The organism is Phenylobacterium sp., assembly GCF_016124325.1.
Classification (GTDB): domain Bacteria; phylum Pseudomonadota; class Alphaproteobacteria; order Caulobacterales; family Caulobacteraceae; genus Phenylobacterium.
The window spans coordinates 171,753-190,076 of record NZ_WGNY01000008.1 but is presented as its reverse complement, the minus strand read 5'-3'; the positions used below and the strand labels follow the sequence as shown (position 1 = coordinate 190,076).

At 71.1% G+C, this 18,324-nt stretch carries 15 protein-coding genes and 1 pseudogene; 12 read left to right on the top strand and 4 right to left on the bottom strand.

All coding sequences use genetic code 11. The features are described 5' to 3' along the window. The first annotated feature begins 214 nt into the window (after positions 1–214). From GC203_RS04400 to GC203_RS04380, 5 genes and pseudogenes are all read left to right on the top strand, one after another. Positions 215–2,257, top strand: a complete 2,043-nt coding sequence (locus GC203_RS04400) for a PQQ-binding-like beta-propeller repeat protein (RefSeq protein ID WP_293451722.1) — start codon at positions 215–217, stop codon at positions 2,255–2,257. A gap of 1 nt (position 2,258) precedes the next feature. Beyond that, complete coding sequence (locus GC203_RS04395) at positions 2,259–3,689, top strand: SMP-30/gluconolactonase/LRE family protein (RefSeq protein WP_293451720.1); 1,431 nt, start codon at positions 2,259–2,261, stop codon at positions 3,687–3,689. 143 nt (positions 3,690–3,832) lie between these two features. After that, a pseudogene (locus GC203_RS04390) lies at positions 3,833–4,816 on the top strand (bifunctional enoyl-CoA hydratase/phosphate acetyltransferase); the annotation flags it as partial. After that, positions 4,813–5,988 carry an acetate/propionate family kinase gene (locus tag GC203_RS04385; RefSeq protein ID WP_293451718.1) on the top strand — a complete coding sequence of 392 codons (1,176 nt, stop codon included), beginning with the start codon at positions 4,813–4,815 and terminating at the stop codon, positions 5,986–5,988. The pseudogene GC203_RS04390 and the gene GC203_RS04385, both read left to right, overlap by 4 nt. 171 nt (positions 5,989–6,159) lie before the next feature. Then, positions 6,160–6,729 carry a hypothetical protein gene (locus GC203_RS04380; protein ID WP_293451716.1) on the top strand — a complete coding sequence of 190 codons (570 nt, stop codon included), beginning with the start codon at positions 6,160–6,162 and terminating at the stop codon, positions 6,727–6,729. A 9-nt stretch (positions 6,730–6,738) separates the two neighbouring features. On the opposite strand, the gene GC203_RS04375 is transcribed toward GC203_RS04380, so the two are convergent. Further along, positions 6,739–7,257, bottom strand: coding sequence for a hypothetical protein (locus GC203_RS04375; RefSeq protein WP_293451714.1), 519 nt, complete (start codon positions 7,255–7,257; stop codon positions 6,739–6,741). Between the two features lie 174 nt (positions 7,258–7,431). On the opposite strand from GC203_RS04375, the gene GC203_RS04370 reads away from it, so the two are divergent. After that, entirely contained in the window at positions 7,432–8,022 is a 591-nt protein-coding gene (locus GC203_RS04370) for a hypothetical protein (RefSeq protein WP_293451712.1), read from the top strand. Here GC203_RS04370 and GC203_RS04365 read toward each other — a convergent pair. Together GC203_RS04365 and GC203_RS04360 are read right to left on the bottom strand one after the other, a co-directional pair. Continuing rightward, positions 7,979–8,713: a 2OG-Fe(II) oxygenase family protein gene (locus GC203_RS04365; protein ID WP_293451710.1), complete on the bottom strand. Its 735-nt coding sequence runs from the start codon at positions 8,711–8,713 to the stop codon at positions 7,979–7,981. The genes GC203_RS04370 and GC203_RS04365 overlap by 44 nt on opposite strands. Before the next feature lie 4 nt (positions 8,714–8,717). Then, positions 8,718–9,431, bottom strand: coding sequence for a 2OG-Fe(II) oxygenase family protein (locus GC203_RS04360; protein ID WP_293451708.1), 714 nt, complete (start codon positions 9,429–9,431; stop codon positions 8,718–8,720). Between the two features lie 281 nt (positions 9,432–9,712). Between GC203_RS04360 and GC203_RS04355 the strand changes: the two genes are divergently transcribed. After that, on the top strand, positions 9,713–12,646 hold the full coding sequence (locus GC203_RS04355; protein ID WP_293451706.1) for a TonB-dependent receptor: 2,934 nt from the start codon (positions 9,713–9,715) through the stop codon (positions 12,644–12,646). A gap of 227 nt (positions 12,647–12,873) precedes the next feature. Here the strand turns inward: GC203_RS04355 and GC203_RS04350 are convergent, their stop codons facing one another. After that, positions 12,874–13,359: a MarR family transcriptional regulator gene (locus GC203_RS04350; protein WP_293451704.1), complete on the bottom strand. Its 486-nt coding sequence runs from the start codon at positions 13,357–13,359 to the stop codon at positions 12,874–12,876. Positions 13,360–13,604: 245 nt separating this feature from the next. Here GC203_RS04350 and ectA point away from each other — a divergent pair, with 245 nt between their 5' ends. The 5 genes from ectA to GC203_RS04325 are packed head-to-tail and all read left to right on the top strand — an operon-like array spanning position 13,605 to position 18,294. Then, positions 13,605–14,168 (top strand): diaminobutyrate acetyltransferase, encoded by a 564-nt coding sequence (ectA, locus tag GC203_RS04345; RefSeq protein ID WP_293451702.1) that lies wholly within the window; start codon positions 13,605–13,607, stop codon positions 14,166–14,168. Between the two features lie 26 nt (positions 14,169–14,194). Next, the gene (gene ectB / locus GC203_RS04340; protein ID WP_293451700.1) at positions 14,195–15,502 is read left to right on the top strand and encodes a diaminobutyrate--2-oxoglutarate transaminase; all 1,308 of its coding nucleotides are present in this window, start codon (positions 14,195–14,197) and stop codon (positions 15,500–15,502) included. 11 nt (positions 15,503–15,513) lie between these two features. Next, complete coding sequence (locus GC203_RS04335) at positions 15,514–15,906, top strand: ectoine synthase (protein ID WP_293451698.1); 393 nt, start codon at positions 15,514–15,516, stop codon at positions 15,904–15,906. Between the two features lie 22 nt (positions 15,907–15,928). Further along, on the top strand, positions 15,929–16,849 hold the full coding sequence (thpD, locus tag GC203_RS04330) for an ectoine hydroxylase (protein WP_293451696.1): 921 nt from the start codon (positions 15,929–15,931) through the stop codon (positions 16,847–16,849). Further along, positions 16,849–18,294 carry an aspartate kinase gene (locus GC203_RS04325; protein ID WP_293451694.1) on the top strand — a complete coding sequence of 482 codons (1,446 nt, stop codon included), beginning with the start codon at positions 16,849–16,851 and terminating at the stop codon, positions 18,292–18,294. Before thpD ends, GC203_RS04325 begins: the two co-directional genes overlap by 1 nt. Positions 18,295–18,324 lie beyond the last annotated feature (30 nt).

Below are 18,324 nucleotides of genomic sequence, written 5' to 3'. Positions count from 1 at the left end.
CGCCGGCCGTCAGCAGGGCCGCCGCGGCGGCGAGCCCGGTCGCAAACGCTCTCATCTTCCCCCCCCCCCCCCCCCCCCCGGTTAGGGCCTATCCCTGTGGCTGTCGACGGCCCGGTTGATCGCGGGCCGTTGGGCGGTGGGCCCCGCCGCAAGGGGCGCCGCGGCGAGGCCCGGGGTGCGGGGCGGGGGGGGGGGGGGGGGGGGGGGGGGGAAGATGAAAGCGTTTGCGACCGGGCTCGCCGCCGCGGCGGCCCTGCTGACGGCCGGCGCCGTCCGCGCCCAGACGGGCGATGTGGAATGGCCCACCTACACGGCCGACCTGGCGGGCAGCCGCTACCGGCCGCTGGACCAGATCAACGCCGGCAACTTCGAGAACCTGGAGGTGGCCTGGCGGTTCAAGACCGACAACATCGGCAACCGCCCCGAGTTCAAGCTGGAAGGCACGCCGCTTGAGGTGGGGGGCGTGATCTACGCCACCGCCGGGTCGCGGCGCGGGGTGGTGGCGCTGGACGCCACGACCGGCGAGCTGATGTGGGTGCATTCCGAGCGCGAGGGCGCGCGGGGGGCGGCCTCGCCGCGGCAGCTGTCGGGGCGCGGCCTGGCCTACTGGGCGAGCGGCGACGACCGGCGGATCCTCTATGTGACGCCCGGCTACCGGCTGGTGGCGCTGGACGCGAAGACCGGCCAGCGCGTCGCGGGCTTCGGCGACGGCGGCTCGGTCGACCTGAAGACGGACTTCGACCAGGACATCGACCTCGTGGAGGGCGAGGCGGGGCTGCACTCGGCGCCGACCGTCTCGGGCAATGTCATCATCGTGGGCTCGGCGTTCCGCGAGGGCTTCACCCCGGCGAAGAAGGCCAACACCAAGGGCTATGTGCGCGCCTACGACGTGCGCACGGGCAAGCGGCTGTGGACCTTCCACACCATCCCGAAGCCGGGTGAGTTCGGCTACGACACCTGGCTGGACGGCTCGGCCGAGACCACGGGAAACACCGGCGTCTGGACCCAGGTGACGGTCGACGAGGCGCTGAACACCGCCTACCTGGCCGTGGAGAGCCCGACGAGCGACTTCTACGGCGGCCACCGGCCGGGGAACGGCCTGTTCGGCAACAGCCTCGTCGCGGTGGACCTGACCACCGGCCAGCGGAAGTGGCACTTCCAGCTGATCCATCACGAGATCTGGGACTACGACAATTCCTCGGCGCCGCTGCTGATGGACATCGTTGTGGGCGGCAAGCCGATCAAGGCGGTGGCGCTGCCGTCGAAGCAGGGCTTCCTCTACGTGTTCGACCGGGCGACCGGGAAACCCGTCTGGCCGATCAAGGAGACCAAGGTCCCGAAGGGCGACGTGCCGGGCGAGTGGTACGCGCCGACCCAGCCGATCCCGACCAAGCCCGCCGCCTACGCCCGCAACGGCGTCAGCGAGGACGACCTGATCGACTTCACGCCCGAGCTGCGCGCCAAGGCGCTGGAGGTGGCCAAGCACTACAAGCTGGGGCCGGTCTACACCCCGCCGGTGATCAGCACCCAGCCGGGGCCGCTAGGGTTGCTGAGCTTCTCGCCGCAGGGCGGGACCAACTGGCCGGGCGGCTCGTTCGATCCCGAGACCCACATCGCCTACCTCTACGCCTGCAACGCCTGCATGGGCTCATACGGGCTGCAGACCCCGCCCGAGGGGATGACCGACCTGCGCTATATGATCGGCGTGGCGGGCCAGCCGGTGAGCATGATCCGCGGGCCGGGCGAGAACGTGGGCGCCGACGCCCCGCCTCCGCCGAAGCGTCCGGCCGCCAGCGGCGGCGGCGGCGCGGGAAGGCTGTCGGTGGACGGCCTGCCGCTCTTGAAGCCGCCCTACGCCACGATCAGCGCCATCAACCTCGATACCGGCGACATCGTCTGGCAGGTCCCGCACGGGGAGACGCCGGACTTCATCCGCAACAACCCGGCGCTGAAGGGCCTCGACATCCCGCGCACGGGCCAGGCGAGCTTCCAGATCGGCACGCTGGTGACCAAGTCGCTGGTGATCGCCGGCGACAGCCAGGTGACGACCACCAAGGACCATCCGCGCGGCGCCATGCTGCGGGCCTACGACAAGGCCACGGGCAAGGAAGTCGGGGCGATCTGGATGCCCGCGCCGCAGTCGGGTTCGCCGATGACCTACAGCGTGAACGGCCGCCAGTATCTGATCGTGGCGGTGAGCGGTGGCGTCTATTCGGGCGAGTACATCGCCTACGCCCTGCCGCAGACGGAGGACTAGGGTGCGCTTGAGAACGCGGAGCGCGGCGGCGCTGGCGGTGGGCCTGCTGGCGCTGACGGCGGGGCAGCCGCGGGCGCAGGACGCCGAACGCAGCGTGTGGGACGGCGTCTACACCGACGAGCAGGCCGACCGGGGGCGGGCGGCCTATCTCCAGAACTGCGCCGTCTGCCACGGGGCGGCGCTGGCGGGCACGGGCGAGGCCAAGCCGCTGGCGGGGCCGGAGTTCCTGTCGAGCTGGAACGGCCTCACGCTGGGCGACCTGTTCGACCGCACGCGGACCACCATGCCGATGGTGCGGCCGGGTTCGCTGGGGCGCGAGACCTACGCCGACGTGCTGGCCTATGTGCTGAAGTTCAACGGCTTCCCGGCCGGCGACACCGAGCTGGCGAAGCGCAGCGAGATGCTGGCGACGATCCGCCTGGACGCCTTCCGGCCCGACGCCGGGACGGCCGGGGATGCGGCGGCCACCGCGGCCGACCCCAACGGCTATCCCAATCCCTACGCGACCGAGCGGGATTTCCTGAAGCTGCCGCCGGGCCGGACCATGGGCTCGACCAGCGGGGTGGCGGTGGACAGCCGCGGGCACATCTGGGTGGCCGACCGCTGCGGAGCCAACAGCTGCGCCGGGAGCCCGCTGGCCCCGATCATGGAGTTCGACGCCGACGGGCGGTTTGTCCGGGCGTTCGGGGCGGGGATGTTCAACTTCCCGCACGGCTTCTTCGTGGATGCGCAGGACCACATCTGGCTCACCGACAACCGCGTGGAGGGCGGCAAGGGCGCGCAGGTGTTCGAGTTCGACCGCACCGGCAAGCTGATCCGGGCGCTGGGCAAGGCCGGGGTCTCGGCGGAGGGGCCCGACACCTTCGTGGAGCCGAACGCCGTGGCGGTGGCGAAGGACGGGACGATCTACGTCGCTGACGGCCACACCCAGGGCAAGGGCGCGCACCGGATCGTCAAGCTGGACGCCCAGGGGCGGTTCCTGAAGCAGTGGGGGACGCGGGGGGCGGCGCCCGGGCAGGTGGAGGTTCCGCACGGGATCGCCCTGGACGGCCATGGCCGGGTCTATGTGGCCGACCGCTGGAACGACCGCGTCGAGGTGTTCGACACCGAGGGCAAGCTGCTGGAGGTCTGGCCCCAGTTCGGCCGGCCCAGCGGGCTGTTCGTGGACGCCAAGGGCGCGCTCTACGTGGCCGATTCCGAGTCGCGCGAACCCGAAGGCTATGGCCACCATCCCGGCTGGAAGCGCGGCGTGCGGATCGGCGACGCCCGGACGGGGAAGGTGACGGCCTTCGTCCCCGACGACCAGGCCGACCCCGACAAGACCGCCACCAGCGGCGCCGAGGGCATGTGGGTGGACGCCCAGGGCCGCATCTACGGCGCCCAGGTGGGCCAGCGGGCGGTGGTGCGCTACGTGCGCAAGCCGGGCGGGTAGGGGCCGGGCCCCCTCCGTCACCCCTTCGGGGCGCCACCTCCCCCGCGTGCGGGGGAGGAGCGGGCGGCGGAGCGCGGGGGAGGGGCGATATTGCGCGGCGTCAACACCGCGACGCGATCCCGCGCTAAGGTGCGCCGCACAGTCGAGTACGGGAGCCGGCGATGGACGAAGGCGCGGGAGCGGACGGCGGCGCGCACGCCTGGCACAGGGCGCTGCTGGCCCGGTGCGGCGGCCTGGAGCCGGTGGCGACGGCGGTGGCGCATCCCTGCGACGCGCTCTCGCTGGGCGCGGCGCTGGAGGCGGCCGGGCTGGGGCTGATCGCGCCGATCCTGGTGGGGCCGGAGGACAAGATCCGCGCCGCCGCTGAGGCCGCCGGGCTGGACATCTCGGGCCTGCGCCTGGAGCCCGCCCCGCACAGCCACGCCGCGGCGGCGCGCGCCGTGGAGCTGGTGCGGCGGGGCGAGGCCGGCCTGCTGATGAAGGGCTCGCTGCACACCGACGAACTGATGCACGCGGTGATGGCCTCGGACACCGGCCTGCGCACCGAGCGGCGGATCAGCCATGTCTACATCATGAGCCTGCCGGGCCGGCCGGGGCCGCTGTTCATCACCGACGCGGCGATCAACATCCAGCCCGACCTGATGGACAAGAAGGACATCGTCCAGAACGCCATCGACCTGGCCCACGTCATGGGGATCGCCGAGCCGAAGGTGGCGATCCTGTCGGCCGTGGAGACGGTCAATCCCGAGATCGTCTCGACCCTGGACGCCGCGGCGCTGTGCAAGATGGCCGACCGGCGGCAGATCGTGGGCGGTCTGCTGGACGGGCCGCTGGCGTTCGACAACGCCATCAGCGCCGAAGCGGCGCGCGACAAGGGGATCGTCTCGCCGGTGGCGGGCCACGCCGACGTGCTGGTGGTGCCGGACCTGGTGTCGGGCAACATCCTGGCCAAGCAGCTCACCTTCCTGGGCGGGGCGGACGCGGCCGGGGTGGTGCTGGGCGCGCGGGTTCCGATCATCCTGACCAGCCGGGCCGACTCGGAGCGCACGCGCATCGCCTCGTGCGCGGTGGCGGTGCTGATGGCGGGCCAGGCCGTCCTGGCCGTGAAGCCGCCCGTCGCCCGATGACGGTTCCGCTGCTGACGCTCAACGCGGGCTCGTCGAGCCTGAAGTTCGCCGTGTTCGACGCCGACGGCGCCGGCCTGCGGCGTGTTGCGGCGGGGCAGGTGGAAGGCATCGGCTCGGCGCCGCACCTGACGGCGCGGGCCGGCGACGGGGCGGCCGAGGAGCGGCGGTGGCCGGCCGGCGAACACCTCAGCCACGAGGCGCTGCTGGGCGCGGTGTTCGATTGGATCGAAGGGGCGCTGGGCGGGGCGCGGCCCGCGGCCGTGGGCCACCGGATCGTGCATGGCGGATCGGAGTTCTGGCGGCCGGTGCGGCTGGACGCCGAGCTGCTGGCGCGGCTGGACGCGCTGTCGCCGCTGGCGCCCCTGCATGAGCCGCACAACCTGGCGGCCGTACGCGCGGCGATGGCGGTGGCGCCGGGCGTGCCGCAGGTGGCCTGTTTCGACACCGCCTTCCACCACGGTCACGCCCCCGAGGTGGACCGGTTCGGCCTGCCGCTTGAGTGGGAGGCGCGCGGGGTGCGCCGCTACGGCTTCCACGGCCTGTCGTACGAGTTCATCGCGGGCCGCGTGGCGGAGCTGTCGCCGCGCCTGGCCGCCGGGCGGACGATCGCGGCCCACCTGGGCGCCGGGGCCAGCCTCTGCGCGATGCGGGGCGGGCGCAGCGCCGACACCACCATGGGATTCACGGCGCTGGACGGGCTGGTGATGGGCACCCGCTGCGGGGCGCTGGACCCCGGGGTGGTGCTGCACCTGCAACAGGCCCACGGCCTGAGCCCCGAGGCGGTGGGCGACCTGCTCTACAAGCGCTCGGGGCTGCTGGGCGTCTCGGGGATCAGCGGCGACATGCGCGCGTTGCTGGCCAGCGACGATCCGCGGGCGGCCGCGGCGATCGACCTCTTCGTGTTCCGCATCGTGCGCGAGGCCGGGGCGCTGGCGGCCTCGATGGGCGGGCTGGACGGCCTGGTCTTCACCGCCGGCGTCGGCGAAAACGCCCCGGAGATCCGCCGCCGCGTCTGCGCGCGGCTGGACTGGCTGGGGTGCGTGCTGGACCCCGAAGCCAACGCCGCCGGCCCGGGCCGGATCAGCGCCGCCGAATCGCGGCTGGAGGTGTGGGTGATCCCCACCGACGAGGAAGGGATCATCGCCCGCCACACCCGCGAGCTGCTGGCCTGAGGCTGTCTGGCGCGGCGGCGGCTGCGAAGCCGGCTCACAACCGGCCCGTGAGCGGTCGGGCCTCGACGACATTGTCTCACAACCTACCCGCGAGCGCTTCAGCGGCGCCGACGCCGATGCTACCCGACCCCGCGTCGATCGCAGGGCAGGGGCCCGGCAGGGAGAAGGCGGGTGGACGGCTTGGGCTCGTGGGAGGCGCGGCGGAACGACCGGGCGGCCAACGCCGCCGAGGGTCTCGTCGAGCACCTGGACCGCTTCGCCCCGGCCCGCCGCGGCCCGCCGCTGAGCGCGCCGAAGCGGATCGCGGCGCTGGCGCTCTATGTCCGCACGGCCTACGCGCTCGAGACCGACGCGGCGCTGCGGCTGGCGATGAACTGCCTCGAGGAGCGCCTGAACACGACGCGGGGCGCGCTGAGGAAGGTGTCGTCGGAAGCCAGGGCCATCCTCGAATTCGGCCTGGCCGACTTCGCCGCCTCTCCGGACGGCACGGCGCTCCAGACGCTGCGCGAGATCGTGTCGGCGCTGCACCGGCTGAACATGCGCGCGGTGACCCAGGCGCGGGCGGCGGCCTATGGGGGACTGCGCGGCGGCCGGCGGCCCGGACCGCAGCCGCGCCGGGCCCAGGCGGCGGTGTCCGGCCTCATCGCGCGGGCGGCGGCCGGCGACGCGGCGGCCCTGGCCGAGCTGGCCGAGGTCGCGGCGCTCATCCGCGACGCCGACGCGGCGCCCGCCTGCGCCTGACGGGACGCCCTATTCGCTGCGCTTGGCGCGGACGCCCTTGTGATCGTCGATGCGCATGAAGTAGCTGCCGAAGGCCGCACGGCGGATCTCGACGCGCGAACCGGGGCGCGGCGGCGGCGCCAGCACCTCGTTGTCGGTCTGCCGCCAGACGGCGCCGTCGGCCAGTTCGACGATCCACTTGCCATATTCGTCCCGGCGCACGCTCCGGGCCTCGCCGACGACGTTCTCCAGCGGCTTGGCGTCGGGGTTGGCGCGGTCGAAGATCGAGAGCTGGGGCAGGTTGAGGCCGAAGGCGCCGCGCTGGGCGGCCTGGGCCTCCTGGCGCTGCACGATGATCACGTCGCCCGCCGAGACCGCCCGGCTGAGGGCGCCGTAGGCGGCGTCGTAGCAGGACGCGCGGGCCGCCGGCTCAGCGACCGCGCCGCACGCCGCGAGCCCCTCGAGCGCGGGGCTTGGCGCCTCGCCACCGAGGGCGGATCCCGCGCAGCCCGCGGCGGCGAGAAAGATCGCGCACCGAAGTAAATACATCGCAATACTCCATTTCTGCCCGACAGTACTTCATTTCCGGTGCTGTTACCGTAATGCAACGCTTCTGATATTGTCGCACGGGTGGTCGTGACCTGCTTCAACACTTCCGGCATCGGTGTTACCCGAGGCGGTAACGTAGGCGGCGCCGTCGCTGCGCCCGTGGGGGAGTGATCTGTGAGCGCCTTCGGCCTGGCCGGGGTACGTCCGGTTGACTGCGCGCTCGAGGCGGCCAACGGCCTCTTCGAGCAACTCGACCGGCACGCGCCGGTCCGGGGCGGCCTTCCGTTGAGCGCGCCCAAGCGGATCGCCGGACTGGCGCTCTACCTGCGCTGGGCCAGCGGCTGCGACGCGGAGACGGCCCTGCAAAGCGCGATGGCGACGCTGGCCGGCCAGCTGAACTGCACCCGCACGGCGTTCAAGAAGGCCTCGTCGGAGGCGCGGGCGATCCTCCAGTTCGGGCTGCCCGACTTCGTCCTGCCGCCGGGAGGCGACGCCGACGACGCGCTGCGCGAGATCGCCGCCGCCCTGCATCCGGTCAACACGCGCATGGTCACCCAGGCCCGCGCCATGGCGCTCGGCGGCCTGCGCGGCGGGCGGCCGTCCAGCCCCCGGCCGCGACCGGCCCACGCGGCGGTCTCCAGCCTGATCGAGCAGGCCCTGGCCGGCGACGCCGAGGCGCTGGCCGAACTGGCCGCCATCGAGGGCCTGATCCGGGCCGTGGTCAGAGCGGGCCATAGGGCGGATCGTCTCGAAGCCACCCTGTGATCGTCAGCCGGGGCCGGGCGGCGTAGGCCGCGACCGGCGCCACGGAGTGCGCCAGCGGGACCTTGAACAGGGTGAGCGTGTTGAAGCGCGGCGCGAAGCCGTGGACGACGTCGCGCGCCGCGTCGTGGAACAGCAGCTGGCCGCCCCAGTCCGGCCGCCATCCCTGGGTGAGGCCGAGGGTGTAGGCGGCGCGGCGTTCGCCCACGCCGCGGTCGTCGTGCAGGGTGAGGAAGTGGCCGGGGCGGTAGCAGGTGGCCTGGGCGTCGACCTTGACCACCGTTTCGCCGGTCACCGCCGCGGCGAAGGCGATGAAGTCGGGGCCGTTGAGGAACTCGGTCACGGCGTGCAGCGGATGGCCGGGATCGCGGCCGTCCACGTAGGCGTCGATCATCGGATAGACGAGGTAGAGGTAGGCGAAGCCGTCGGCGGCGCGCCGCATCGCCGCCTCGAGCCGCGCCCGTATCTCGTCCGGCCCGAGCCGGGCCATGGCGTCGGGCGACAGGACGGCGTGGCCGCCCTGGGGGTCGGCGTGGACCAGCGACCAGACGGTGCGCCGCGCGAGCGTGTCGGCGAGCGCATCGGCGACCTCCGGCGGGAACAGGCCGTCGATCTGGACCACGCCGTCCCGGGCGTAGGCCTGGGCGTAGTCGGCGGCCGCGAGGCCGGGGGCGAGGCGGGGACGCAGGTCCAAGCGCTCAGCCCCGCTCGCGGACGAACCAGCCGGTGAGCGACAGGCGCGGCGCGGCGGCGTAGGCGGCGACGGCGGCCACCGAGTGGGGCTGGGGCGTGCGGAAGACGGTCAGCACGTTGAAGCGCGGGGCGAAGCCGCGGACGACGTCGCCGCGGGCGTCGTGGAACAGGAGCTGGCCGCCCCAGTCGGGCCGCCAGCCGCGGGTGAATCCGAGGGTGAAGGCGGCGACGCGGTCGTCCTTGCCGTGGCTGTCGTCGTGCAGGGTGAGGAAGTCGCCGCGCCGGTAGTTGGACGCCTGGACGCGCACGCCGTCGATCCGCTCGCCCGTCAGCGCCTGGCCGAAGTCGAGGAAGGTCCGGCTCTGGAGGAACTCGGTGACCCGGGCGACGGGCTGGTCGGGCGCGCGGGCGTACTCGTCCTGGAGCGCATAGCTCTGGTGGATGAAGGCGAAGCCGGAGGCGGCCCGCTTCAGGGTGTCCTGCAGGAACGCGCGCACCTGCTGCTCGCCGAACCGGCGCAGCACCTCGTCGGAGATGACCAGCGTCTCGCCGCCCGCGTCGGGCGCCACGATGACGTACGGCAGGCGCGCCAGGAGGTCGCCGACCGCCTCGGCGGCGGCGGGCTCGAGGAAGCCGGGAACCTGCACGACCCCGTCCCGGCGGTAGCCCTCGGCGAACGGTTCCGGCGCGCGGCCGGCCTGGATCCGGATGTCGGTCATCGGGCGAATCCGCGGCGCCCGACAGCCCAAGTCGTGAGTAACCTCGGTAACCAGTTACGCATGCGTAACTATCGGAATTTGCAGCAAAATTGTGGCTCGCGAGTAACAGTAATCAATGTTCGACATGTCACACGGGCGAACCGCCCCGGCAAGCCTTGACGCCCCTTCCGACTGATCCCAGCCGTAGCGCCAGAGCTCGCCAAAGAGGTTGGCGAGGGGGGGCGTTGACGACCGCGCCGTGGGGCGTGCGGGCGCATCTTCGCCTATGTCTGGAGCTGCCCATGTCAATGAAGTCGTCCACGCGGGGCCGCCTTTTGGCGACCACGGTGCTGGGTGCGGTTGTGGTCTCGGCGCCTGCGTTCGCGCAGGAGACGGTGACCGAACTCGTCGTCACCGGTTCGCGTATCGCCCGTCCCGACCTGACCTCCGTGAGCCCGCTGGCCACGGTCGGCGCCGCCGAACTGGCCGCCAAGGGCGTGGTCAACACCGAGAACCTGCTGAACACCCTGCCGCAGACGGCGCCGGGCGTGACCGGCACGGTCAACAACGGCAACGGCGGCGTCGCCACCGTCAACCTGCGCGGCCTGGGCTCGACCCGCACCCTGGTGCTGGTGGACGGCAAGCGCCAGGTGCCGACCACCTCGACCGGCTCGGTGGACATCAACCTGATCCCGCCGGCCATGATCGACCGCATCGACGTGGTCACGGGCGGCGCCTCGGCCGTGTACGGCTCGGACGCCATCGCCGGCGTCGTCAACTTCATCCTGAAGCGTGATTTCGAAGGGCTTGAGTTCCGCGCCGGCACGTCCATGACGGACGAGGGCGACGCCAAGACCTACGACGTGAGCGCCACCATGGGCGCCAACATCGCCGACGGCCGCGGCAACATGATGCTGAGCCTCGGCTACAACAAGCGCGAGCCCTTCTTCCAGGGCGACTCGCCGCAGGACAAGCTGCACGTCTCGCTCGGCGAGCCGACGGGCGGCGCCAAGGCGGGCACGCTGATCTTCTCGGGTTCGGGCTCGATCGAGCCGGGCCGCGTGAACCCGTTCGTGGCGGGCCGATTCGTGACGCTGCCGGGCGTGGCCAACAACGCCGCCAACTCGGCGCTGTTCCTCACCGACGGCAACGTGCGCCTCTACGCGGGCGCGCCCGACACCTACAACTTCGCTCCGGTGAACTACGAGCAGACGCCCCAGGAGCGCTACTCGGTGACGGCCGTCGGCCGCTACAAGATCACCGACGACATCGAAGCGACGCTGAAGGGCAATTTCGTCAACAGCCGCGTCACCACCCAGCTCGCCCCGACCCCGGTCGGCAGCCGTGTGTTCCGCTTCACGCTGGACAACAACCCGTTCCTGACGGCCGCGGCCAAGCAGGCGCTGAACAGCCTGGGCTCGACGACCCAGTACACGATCCCCTCGAGCTCGCCGTGGGCGGCCGGCACCTACACCGACGTCGACACCGACGGCGATGGGATCTTCGACACGGTCACCGGCGTGTTCAACCGCCGCCTGACGGAGTCGGGCCCGCGGGTTTCGCAGTTCAACTTCTACGGCTTCCAGATGCAGGCCGGCCTGACCGGCAAGCTGGGCTTCATCAACGGCCAGTGGGAGACGTCGTTCCAGTACGGCAACACCCACGGCTCGAACTCGCTGCTGGGCGACACCAGCCTGCAGCGCATCCAGCAGGCCCTGCTGCTGAACGCCACGGGCACGGCCTGCTCCGACCCGTCCAACGGCTGCGTGCCGATCAACCTGTTCGGCCAGGGCAACATCAGCAAGGCCGCGGCGGACTTCATCGCCACGCGGATCAACTCGTCGCAGGACTTCGAGGAAATCGTCGCCCAGGCGTTCATCAGCGGCGACACGGAGAACTTCTTCAGCCTGCCGGCCGGCCCGATCGGCTTCGCGATCGGCGCCGAATACCGCTCGGACGAGTTCGCGTTCCGGCCCAGCCAGGACCTGGCGGTCGGCAACCTGACCGGCTTCAACGCCTCGCCGCCGGTTTCGGGCTACATCGACGTCTACGAACTCTCCGGCGAAGCCCGGGTCCCGCTGCTGAAGGACCTGCCGCTGGTCAAGGAACTGAACCTCGAACTCGCCGGGCGTCTGTCCGACTACTCGAGCCAGTCCAAGACCACCAAGACCTACAAGGTGGCCGGCGACTGGGAAGTCTATGACGACCTGCGCCTGCGCGCCTCGTACAACCGCGCGGTGCGCGCGCCGTCGGTGGGCGAACTGTTCGGCCCGCGCGGGAACAGCTTCCCGACCGCGACCGACCCGTGCTCGGCCCAGGGCAACCCCAATGCGGCGGTGCGCCAGGCCTGCATCAACTCGGGCGTGGCGGCGAACCTGGTGGGCGTGATCCAGGCCAACCAGCAGACCCAGACGATCAGCGGCGGCAACCCGAACCTGGAGCCGGAAAAGGCCGACACCTACACGGCCGGCTTCGTCTACCAGCCGCACTACGTGCCGAACCTGTCGGTCACGGTCGATTTCTTCGACATCAAGATCAAGGACTACATCGCCGCGTTCGGCGGCAGCACGGCCAACGTGCTGAACGTCTGCTACAAGAACGCGACGGTGAACGGGAACCCGAACTCCCCGTACTGCTCGGCGGTCAACCGCCTGGCCAACGGCAGCATCGACTTCGTGTCGCTGCAGCTGCGCAACGTCGCCAAGCAGGCCAACCAGGGCCTGGACGTCTCGGTCAGCTACCGGTTCGACATGCAGGACGTGCCCGGCCTGCCCGACTGGGGCTCGTTCTCGGTGCGGACGCTCTACACCAACACCTGGAAGAACATCTTCTATCCGGACGCGATCTCGCAGCCGGTGAAGTGCGCCGACCGCTTCGGCCCGAACTGCAACGGCGGCGGCACCGGCATCACGCCGCGCCACAAGCTGCACACCACGATCGGGTGGAAGTACGGCGACTGGGGCGCGACGCTGGTCTGGGACCACCTGGACGACGTGACCGACGACAACAACAGCACGGTCTATACGGTCGAGCGGATCGGGGCGAAGAACTACCTCGATCTGTCGGTGGACTGGGCCGCGACGGAGAACGTCGCCTTCACGGCCGGCGTGCGCAACCTGACCCAGGAATCGTACCCGGTGCTGGGCGGCAACGCCTCGCCGTCGAACAGCGGCTACCCCAACACCTACGACGTGCTGGGCCGGGTGTTCTTCGCGAACGTGCGCCTGCGCTACTAGAGCCCGTCAGGGTGAAGTGGATGCCGGTTCACCCGCACGGACGGGCTCTACACTCTTGAAGATCGAGCCTTCTCGTCCGGATCAGGTGATCCCACCTGATCCGGGAAGGCTCTAGAGCGGGACCCGGACGGCGGCGCGGGACGGTCCGATCACCCCTGGACCGGCCCGCGTCTCCGGCCCCAAGCGAAAGAGGGAGCGCCGCGGAGACGCGGCGCTCCCTTCGCGTTTCAGGGCTCGGCCGAGCGCTGGAGCGAACCGACGTCGAGGATCGGGGAGGCGTCGATGCCCTCGGCGTCCATGAGCACGGCCACCCGCTCGAGCGCCGCGATGATCGCGGCCTGCTCCCAGCTTTCCAGCTTTTCGAAGCGCTCCGCGAAGCGGTTCTGAAGGACGTCGGGCCGGACAGAGAGCGCGTCGATCCCGGGCGGGGTCAGCGCGACGGTCACCCGCCGACGATCACCGGGATCGCGGCTGCGCGCGATGAGGCCCTTCTCCTCGAGCTTGTCCAGCAGGGCCGTCACCGTGGCCTGGCTGAGCCGCGCCTGATCGGCGATGGCGCCCGCGCTGGGCCGGCCGGTGCGCCCGATGATCTGCAGCACGACCATCTGCGACGCGGTGAGGCCCGACGTGGCCGCGAGCTTGCGGGCGGCGAACTCGGCGGCGCGCACGATCCGGCGGATCGCGATGAGCGCGCTGGCGACCCGGTTTTCCATCGCAAAGTTCCCGCGACCGTGAAGCCCGACTTGTCCTCCCGGATTCGTCGCCGCGCAAGATCGCGCCCGGCCCCAGCCGCGGCGCTCTCTTGTCGCGAGATATTTTGAATATCGAAATATTGAGGGTTGACGCCCCTCGGTGACGCACGGACTTTCGGGGAAAATCTGTGCAACCATCGGCTCATTCTGCCGTTTGTCGATGCGTTCGGGTTGACGGATTGGTTCGTATGTCGAAATATATAGACATGGATATCGCAACGCTTCGCGGGGAGCCGAAGCGGCGTACGGGGCATTCCGCAGCATCGGCGGAGCGCTTCACGTTCCGGCCCCCGAACGTTTCGGATGGTCCTGCCGTCCACGCGCTGATCCGGTCCTGCCCGCCGCTCGACGAGAATTCGGCGTACTGCAATCTCGTGCAGTGCGCGCACTTCGCCGGGACCTGCGTGGCGGCGTTCCGGGACCGTGAACTGGTCGGCTGGCTCTCGGGCTACAGGCCGCCCGAAGACCCCGAGACCATCTTCGTCTGGCAAGTCGCTGTCGGTCCCGCCGCGCGCGGACAGGGCCTGGGCGACCGACTGCTGGACGCGCTTCTCGCACGGCCCGCCTGCAGCGGCGTGCGCCGGCTGAAGACCACGATCACCGCCGACAACAAGGCCTCCTGGGCGCTGTTCGGACGGTTGGCCGAGCGTCTCGCCGCGCCGACGTCGCGCGAGCCCTGGCTGCTGGAAGGCGGCCACCTGCCGACCGGCCACGCCACCGAGCACCTTCTCACCATCGGACCGTTCCCCGCCGCCTCCCAGCGGCCCTGATCCTCAAAGCAAGAGTCGAAACCGCCATGTACGACGCCGAAGTCGCGGCGACGCCGCGCCCATTCGCCACCTTCGAACGCCTGGAAAGCCGGGTCCGTTCGTATTCCCGCAGCTTCCCGGCCGTGTTCGAGCGCGGCCGCGGATCGCACCTCTACGACGCCAAGGGCCGCGCCTGGATCGATTTCCTGAGCGGCTGCTCGACCCTGAACTACGGCCACAACCACCCGGTGCTGAAGCAGCGCCTGGTCGACTACATCCTGGGCGACGGGGTGACCCACAGCCTGGACATGCACAGCCGGGCCAAGGCCGAGTTCCTGGAGGCGTTCGAGCGCGTGATCCTGCGCCCGCGCGGCCTCTACTACCGCGCCCAGTTCACCGGCCCCACGGGCGCCAACGCCATCGAGGCGGCGCTGAAGCTGGCCCGCAAGGCCACGGGGCGGACCAATGTGATCGCCTTCACCAACGGCTTCCACGGCGTGACCCTGGGCGCGCTGGCGGCCACGGGCAACCAGCACCACCGCGGCGCGGCGGGCGTCTCGCTGGAGGGCGTGACCCGGGCGGCCTACGATAGCTACTTCGGCCCGGACGTCGACACCGCCGCCCAACTCGACCAGCAGCTCTCCGATCCCTCCGGCGGGATCGATCCGCCGGCCGCCATCGTGGTCGAGACGGTTCAGGGCGAGGGCGGGCTGAACGTGGCCTCGGCCGAATGGCTGCGCGCCATCGAGGCGGTGGCCCGCAAGCACGGCGCCCTCTTCATCGTCGACGACATCCAGGCCGGCTGTGGCCGCACGGGCAGCTTCTTCAGCTTCGAGGGCATGGGGATCAGCCCCGACATCGTCACCATGGCCAAGTCCCTGTCGGGCCTGGGCCTGCCCATGGCGCTGACCCTGATCCGGCCCGAGCGCGACATCTGGACGCCCGGCGAGCACAACGGCACGTTCCGCGGGAACTGCCACGCCTTCGTCACCGCCCGGGCGGCGATCGAGACCTTCTGGGGCGACGGGGCGTTCGAGGCCGACGTGCGCCGCAAGGGCGAACGGCTGGCCGCGCGCCTGGAGGAGATCGCCGCGCGCTACCCCGACGTCGTGGTCGGCGTGAAGGGCCGCGGCATGATGCGCGGCATCGACGTGGGCGGCGGCGAGGTCTCGTCACGCATCGTCAGCGCCGCCTTCGAGCGCGGCCTGATCATCGAGACCAGCGGCGCCCATGACCAGATCGTCAAGGTGCTGGCCCCCCTCACCATCGACGACGCCGACCTCGAGCGCGGCCTCGACATCCTGTCCAACGCGGTGGCTCAGGCGCGCGACGCCGAGCTGAACTCCGCAGCCTGAGGAGAATATCCATGATCGTCCGCGACCTCGCCGAAGCCAACGGCACCCGACGCCGCGTCGTCTCCAAGGGGTGGGAAAGCACGCGCCTGCTCCTGAAGGACGACGGCATGGGCTTCTCGTTCCACATCACCACCATCTACGCCGGCGCCGAGCTGCCGATGCACTACAAGAACCACCTGGAGAACGTGTACTGCATCTCCGGCGAGGGCTCGATCGAGGACCTCGCGACGGGCGAGATCCACGAGATCCGCCCGGGCGTGATGTACGCCCTGAACACGCACGACCGGCACATCCTGCGCGGCCGCACCGAGATGGTGATGGCCTGCGTGTTCAACCCGCCCGTGACGGGGCGCGAGGTCCACGACGAGACCGGCGCCTATCCGCTCGAAGCCGAGCCCGTCTGAGGCGCAAGGAGTATCGCGTAACATGACAGATGACCTTTACCCGTCCCGGGTCGCGCCCGAGCCGCGATGGCTTCCGCGCCGGGACCCCGTGGTCCATTCGCCCGCCGCCGATGGCGCGCCGCTGACGGCCGCCCAGGCCGCGGCGTTCGAGCGCGACGGCTTCCTGGTGCTGGATGGCGTTCTCGACGCTGACGAAGTGGCCGCCATGCAGGCCGAGCTGGAACACCTGCGCCGCTCGCCCGAAACCGTTGACCCCGAGACCCTGATCGCCGAGCCCAATTCCGGCGTGCTGCGCTCGATCTTCGCGATCCACGAGCAGAGCCGGCTGTTCTCGCGCCTGGCCGCGGACGAGCGCCTCGTCTCGATCGCGCGCCACATCCTCGGCGACGAGGTCTACGTCCACCAGTCGCGGCTGAACTACAAGACCGGCTTCGACGGCAAGGAGTTCTACTGGCACTCCGACTTCGAGACCTGGCACGTCGAGGACGGCATGCCGCGCATGCGGGCGCTGTCGATGTCGGTGCAACTCGTCGACAACCACCCGGTCAACGGACCGCTGATGGTGATGCCGGGATCGCACAAGCACTACGTCACCTGCGTCGGCGAGACGCCGGAGGACCACTACAAGCAGTCGCTGCGCAAGCAGGAGTACGGCGTCCCCGACCGCGACAGCCTGAGCCGGCTGGCGGACGAGGGCGGCATCGTCGCGCCCACCGGGCCGGCGGGTTCGATCGTCGTGTTCGACTGCAACACCATGCACGGCTCGAACGGCAACATCACGCCGTACCCGCGGGCCAATGCGTTCCTGGTCTACAACGCCGTCTCGAACCGGCTGGTCGCGCCGTTCGGGGGCCGCGCGCCGCGTCCGTCGTTCATCGCCACGCGCGAGGGGATGGAGGCCGTCCGACCGGTCCGGGGCCTGCTCGAAGAGAGGGCGGCCTGATGTCGGGCCATACCGTCGAGAAGATCGGCGGCACGTCGATGTCGGACACCCGCGCGGTGATCGACAACGTCATCATCGGCGAGCGACGGGGCCAGGCCCTGTACCGCCGGGCCTTCGTGGTCTCGGCCTACGGGGGGATGACCGACCGCCTGCTGGAGCACAAGCGGACGGGCCAGCCGGGCGTCTACGCGATGTTCGTGGCCGACGCGACGGGGGAGGGGCGCGGCTGGCGCGCCGCCCTGGACGACCTGGCGGCCGAGGCGCGGCGGCTCAACGCCGAGCGGTTCCCGCAAGGCGAGGATCGCGACGCGGCCGACGCCTTCGTGGAGGAGCGGGTCCGCCGGGCGCGCTCGTGCCTGGAGGACCTGCAGCGCCTGTGCGCCCACGGCCACTTCCGGTTGGACGGCCAGCTGGGCGCGGTGCGCGAGATGCTGGCCTCGATCGGCGAGGCGCACAGCGCCTTCAACCTGACGCGCGAACTGCGCCGCCGGGGCGTGAACGCCCGCATGGTGGACCTGACCGGCTGGGACGAGCAGTCGCCCTTGAGCCTGAACGAGCAGATCGAGGCGGCCTTCGCCCGTATCGATCTGACCTCGGAGCTGGCCATCGTCACCGGCTACGCCAAGGGGCGCGAGGGGCTGATGGCCGAGTACGGCCGCGGCTACAGCGAGGTGGTGTTCAGCCGCATCGCCGTGCTGACCGGCGCGCGCGAGGCGATCGTGCACAAGGAGTTCCACCTTTCCAGCGCCGACCCCAAGCTCGTGGGCGCGGACGCGGTGCGCAAGATCGGGCGGACCAACTACGACGTCGCCGACCAGCTGGCCAACCTGGGCATGGAGGCGCTGCATCCGCGCGCCGCGGGGGGGCTGCGCCAGGCGGGCATCCCGCTGTGCGTGCGCAACACCTTCGAACCGGGCGACCAGGGCACGACGATCTGGTCCGACTTCGTATCGGCGGAGCCGCGGGTCGAGATCGTCGCCGGCGCCCAGGGGATCACCGCGCTGGAGCTGTTCGAACAGGACATGGTGGGGGTGAAGGGCTACGACGCCGGCATCCTGGAGACCCTGACGCGGCATCGCGTGCGGATCGTCTCGAAGGTGTCGAACGCCAACACCATCGCCCACTACGTCGACGCCAATCCGAAGCAGATCAAGCGGGTGATCGGCGACCTGGAGCGGCAGTTCCCGAACGCGTCCATCTCCACCTCGCGCGTGGCCCTGGTCTCGGCGATCGGCAGCGACCTGAACGTGCCGGGCCTCACGGCCGTGGCGGCGCAGGCGCTGACGGACGCCGGAGTCGAGATCCTGGGGATGCAGCAGCTCATCCGCCGCGTCGACCTGCAGTTCATCATCAACGAGCGTGACTACAAGGTCGCCGTCTGCGCCCTGCACGCGCGGCTCGTTGGCGACGGCGTGGCCCGGCGCAGCCTGCAGACCGCGGCTTGACCGTGGCGCGCGCCCCCGACTCCGAGCCGT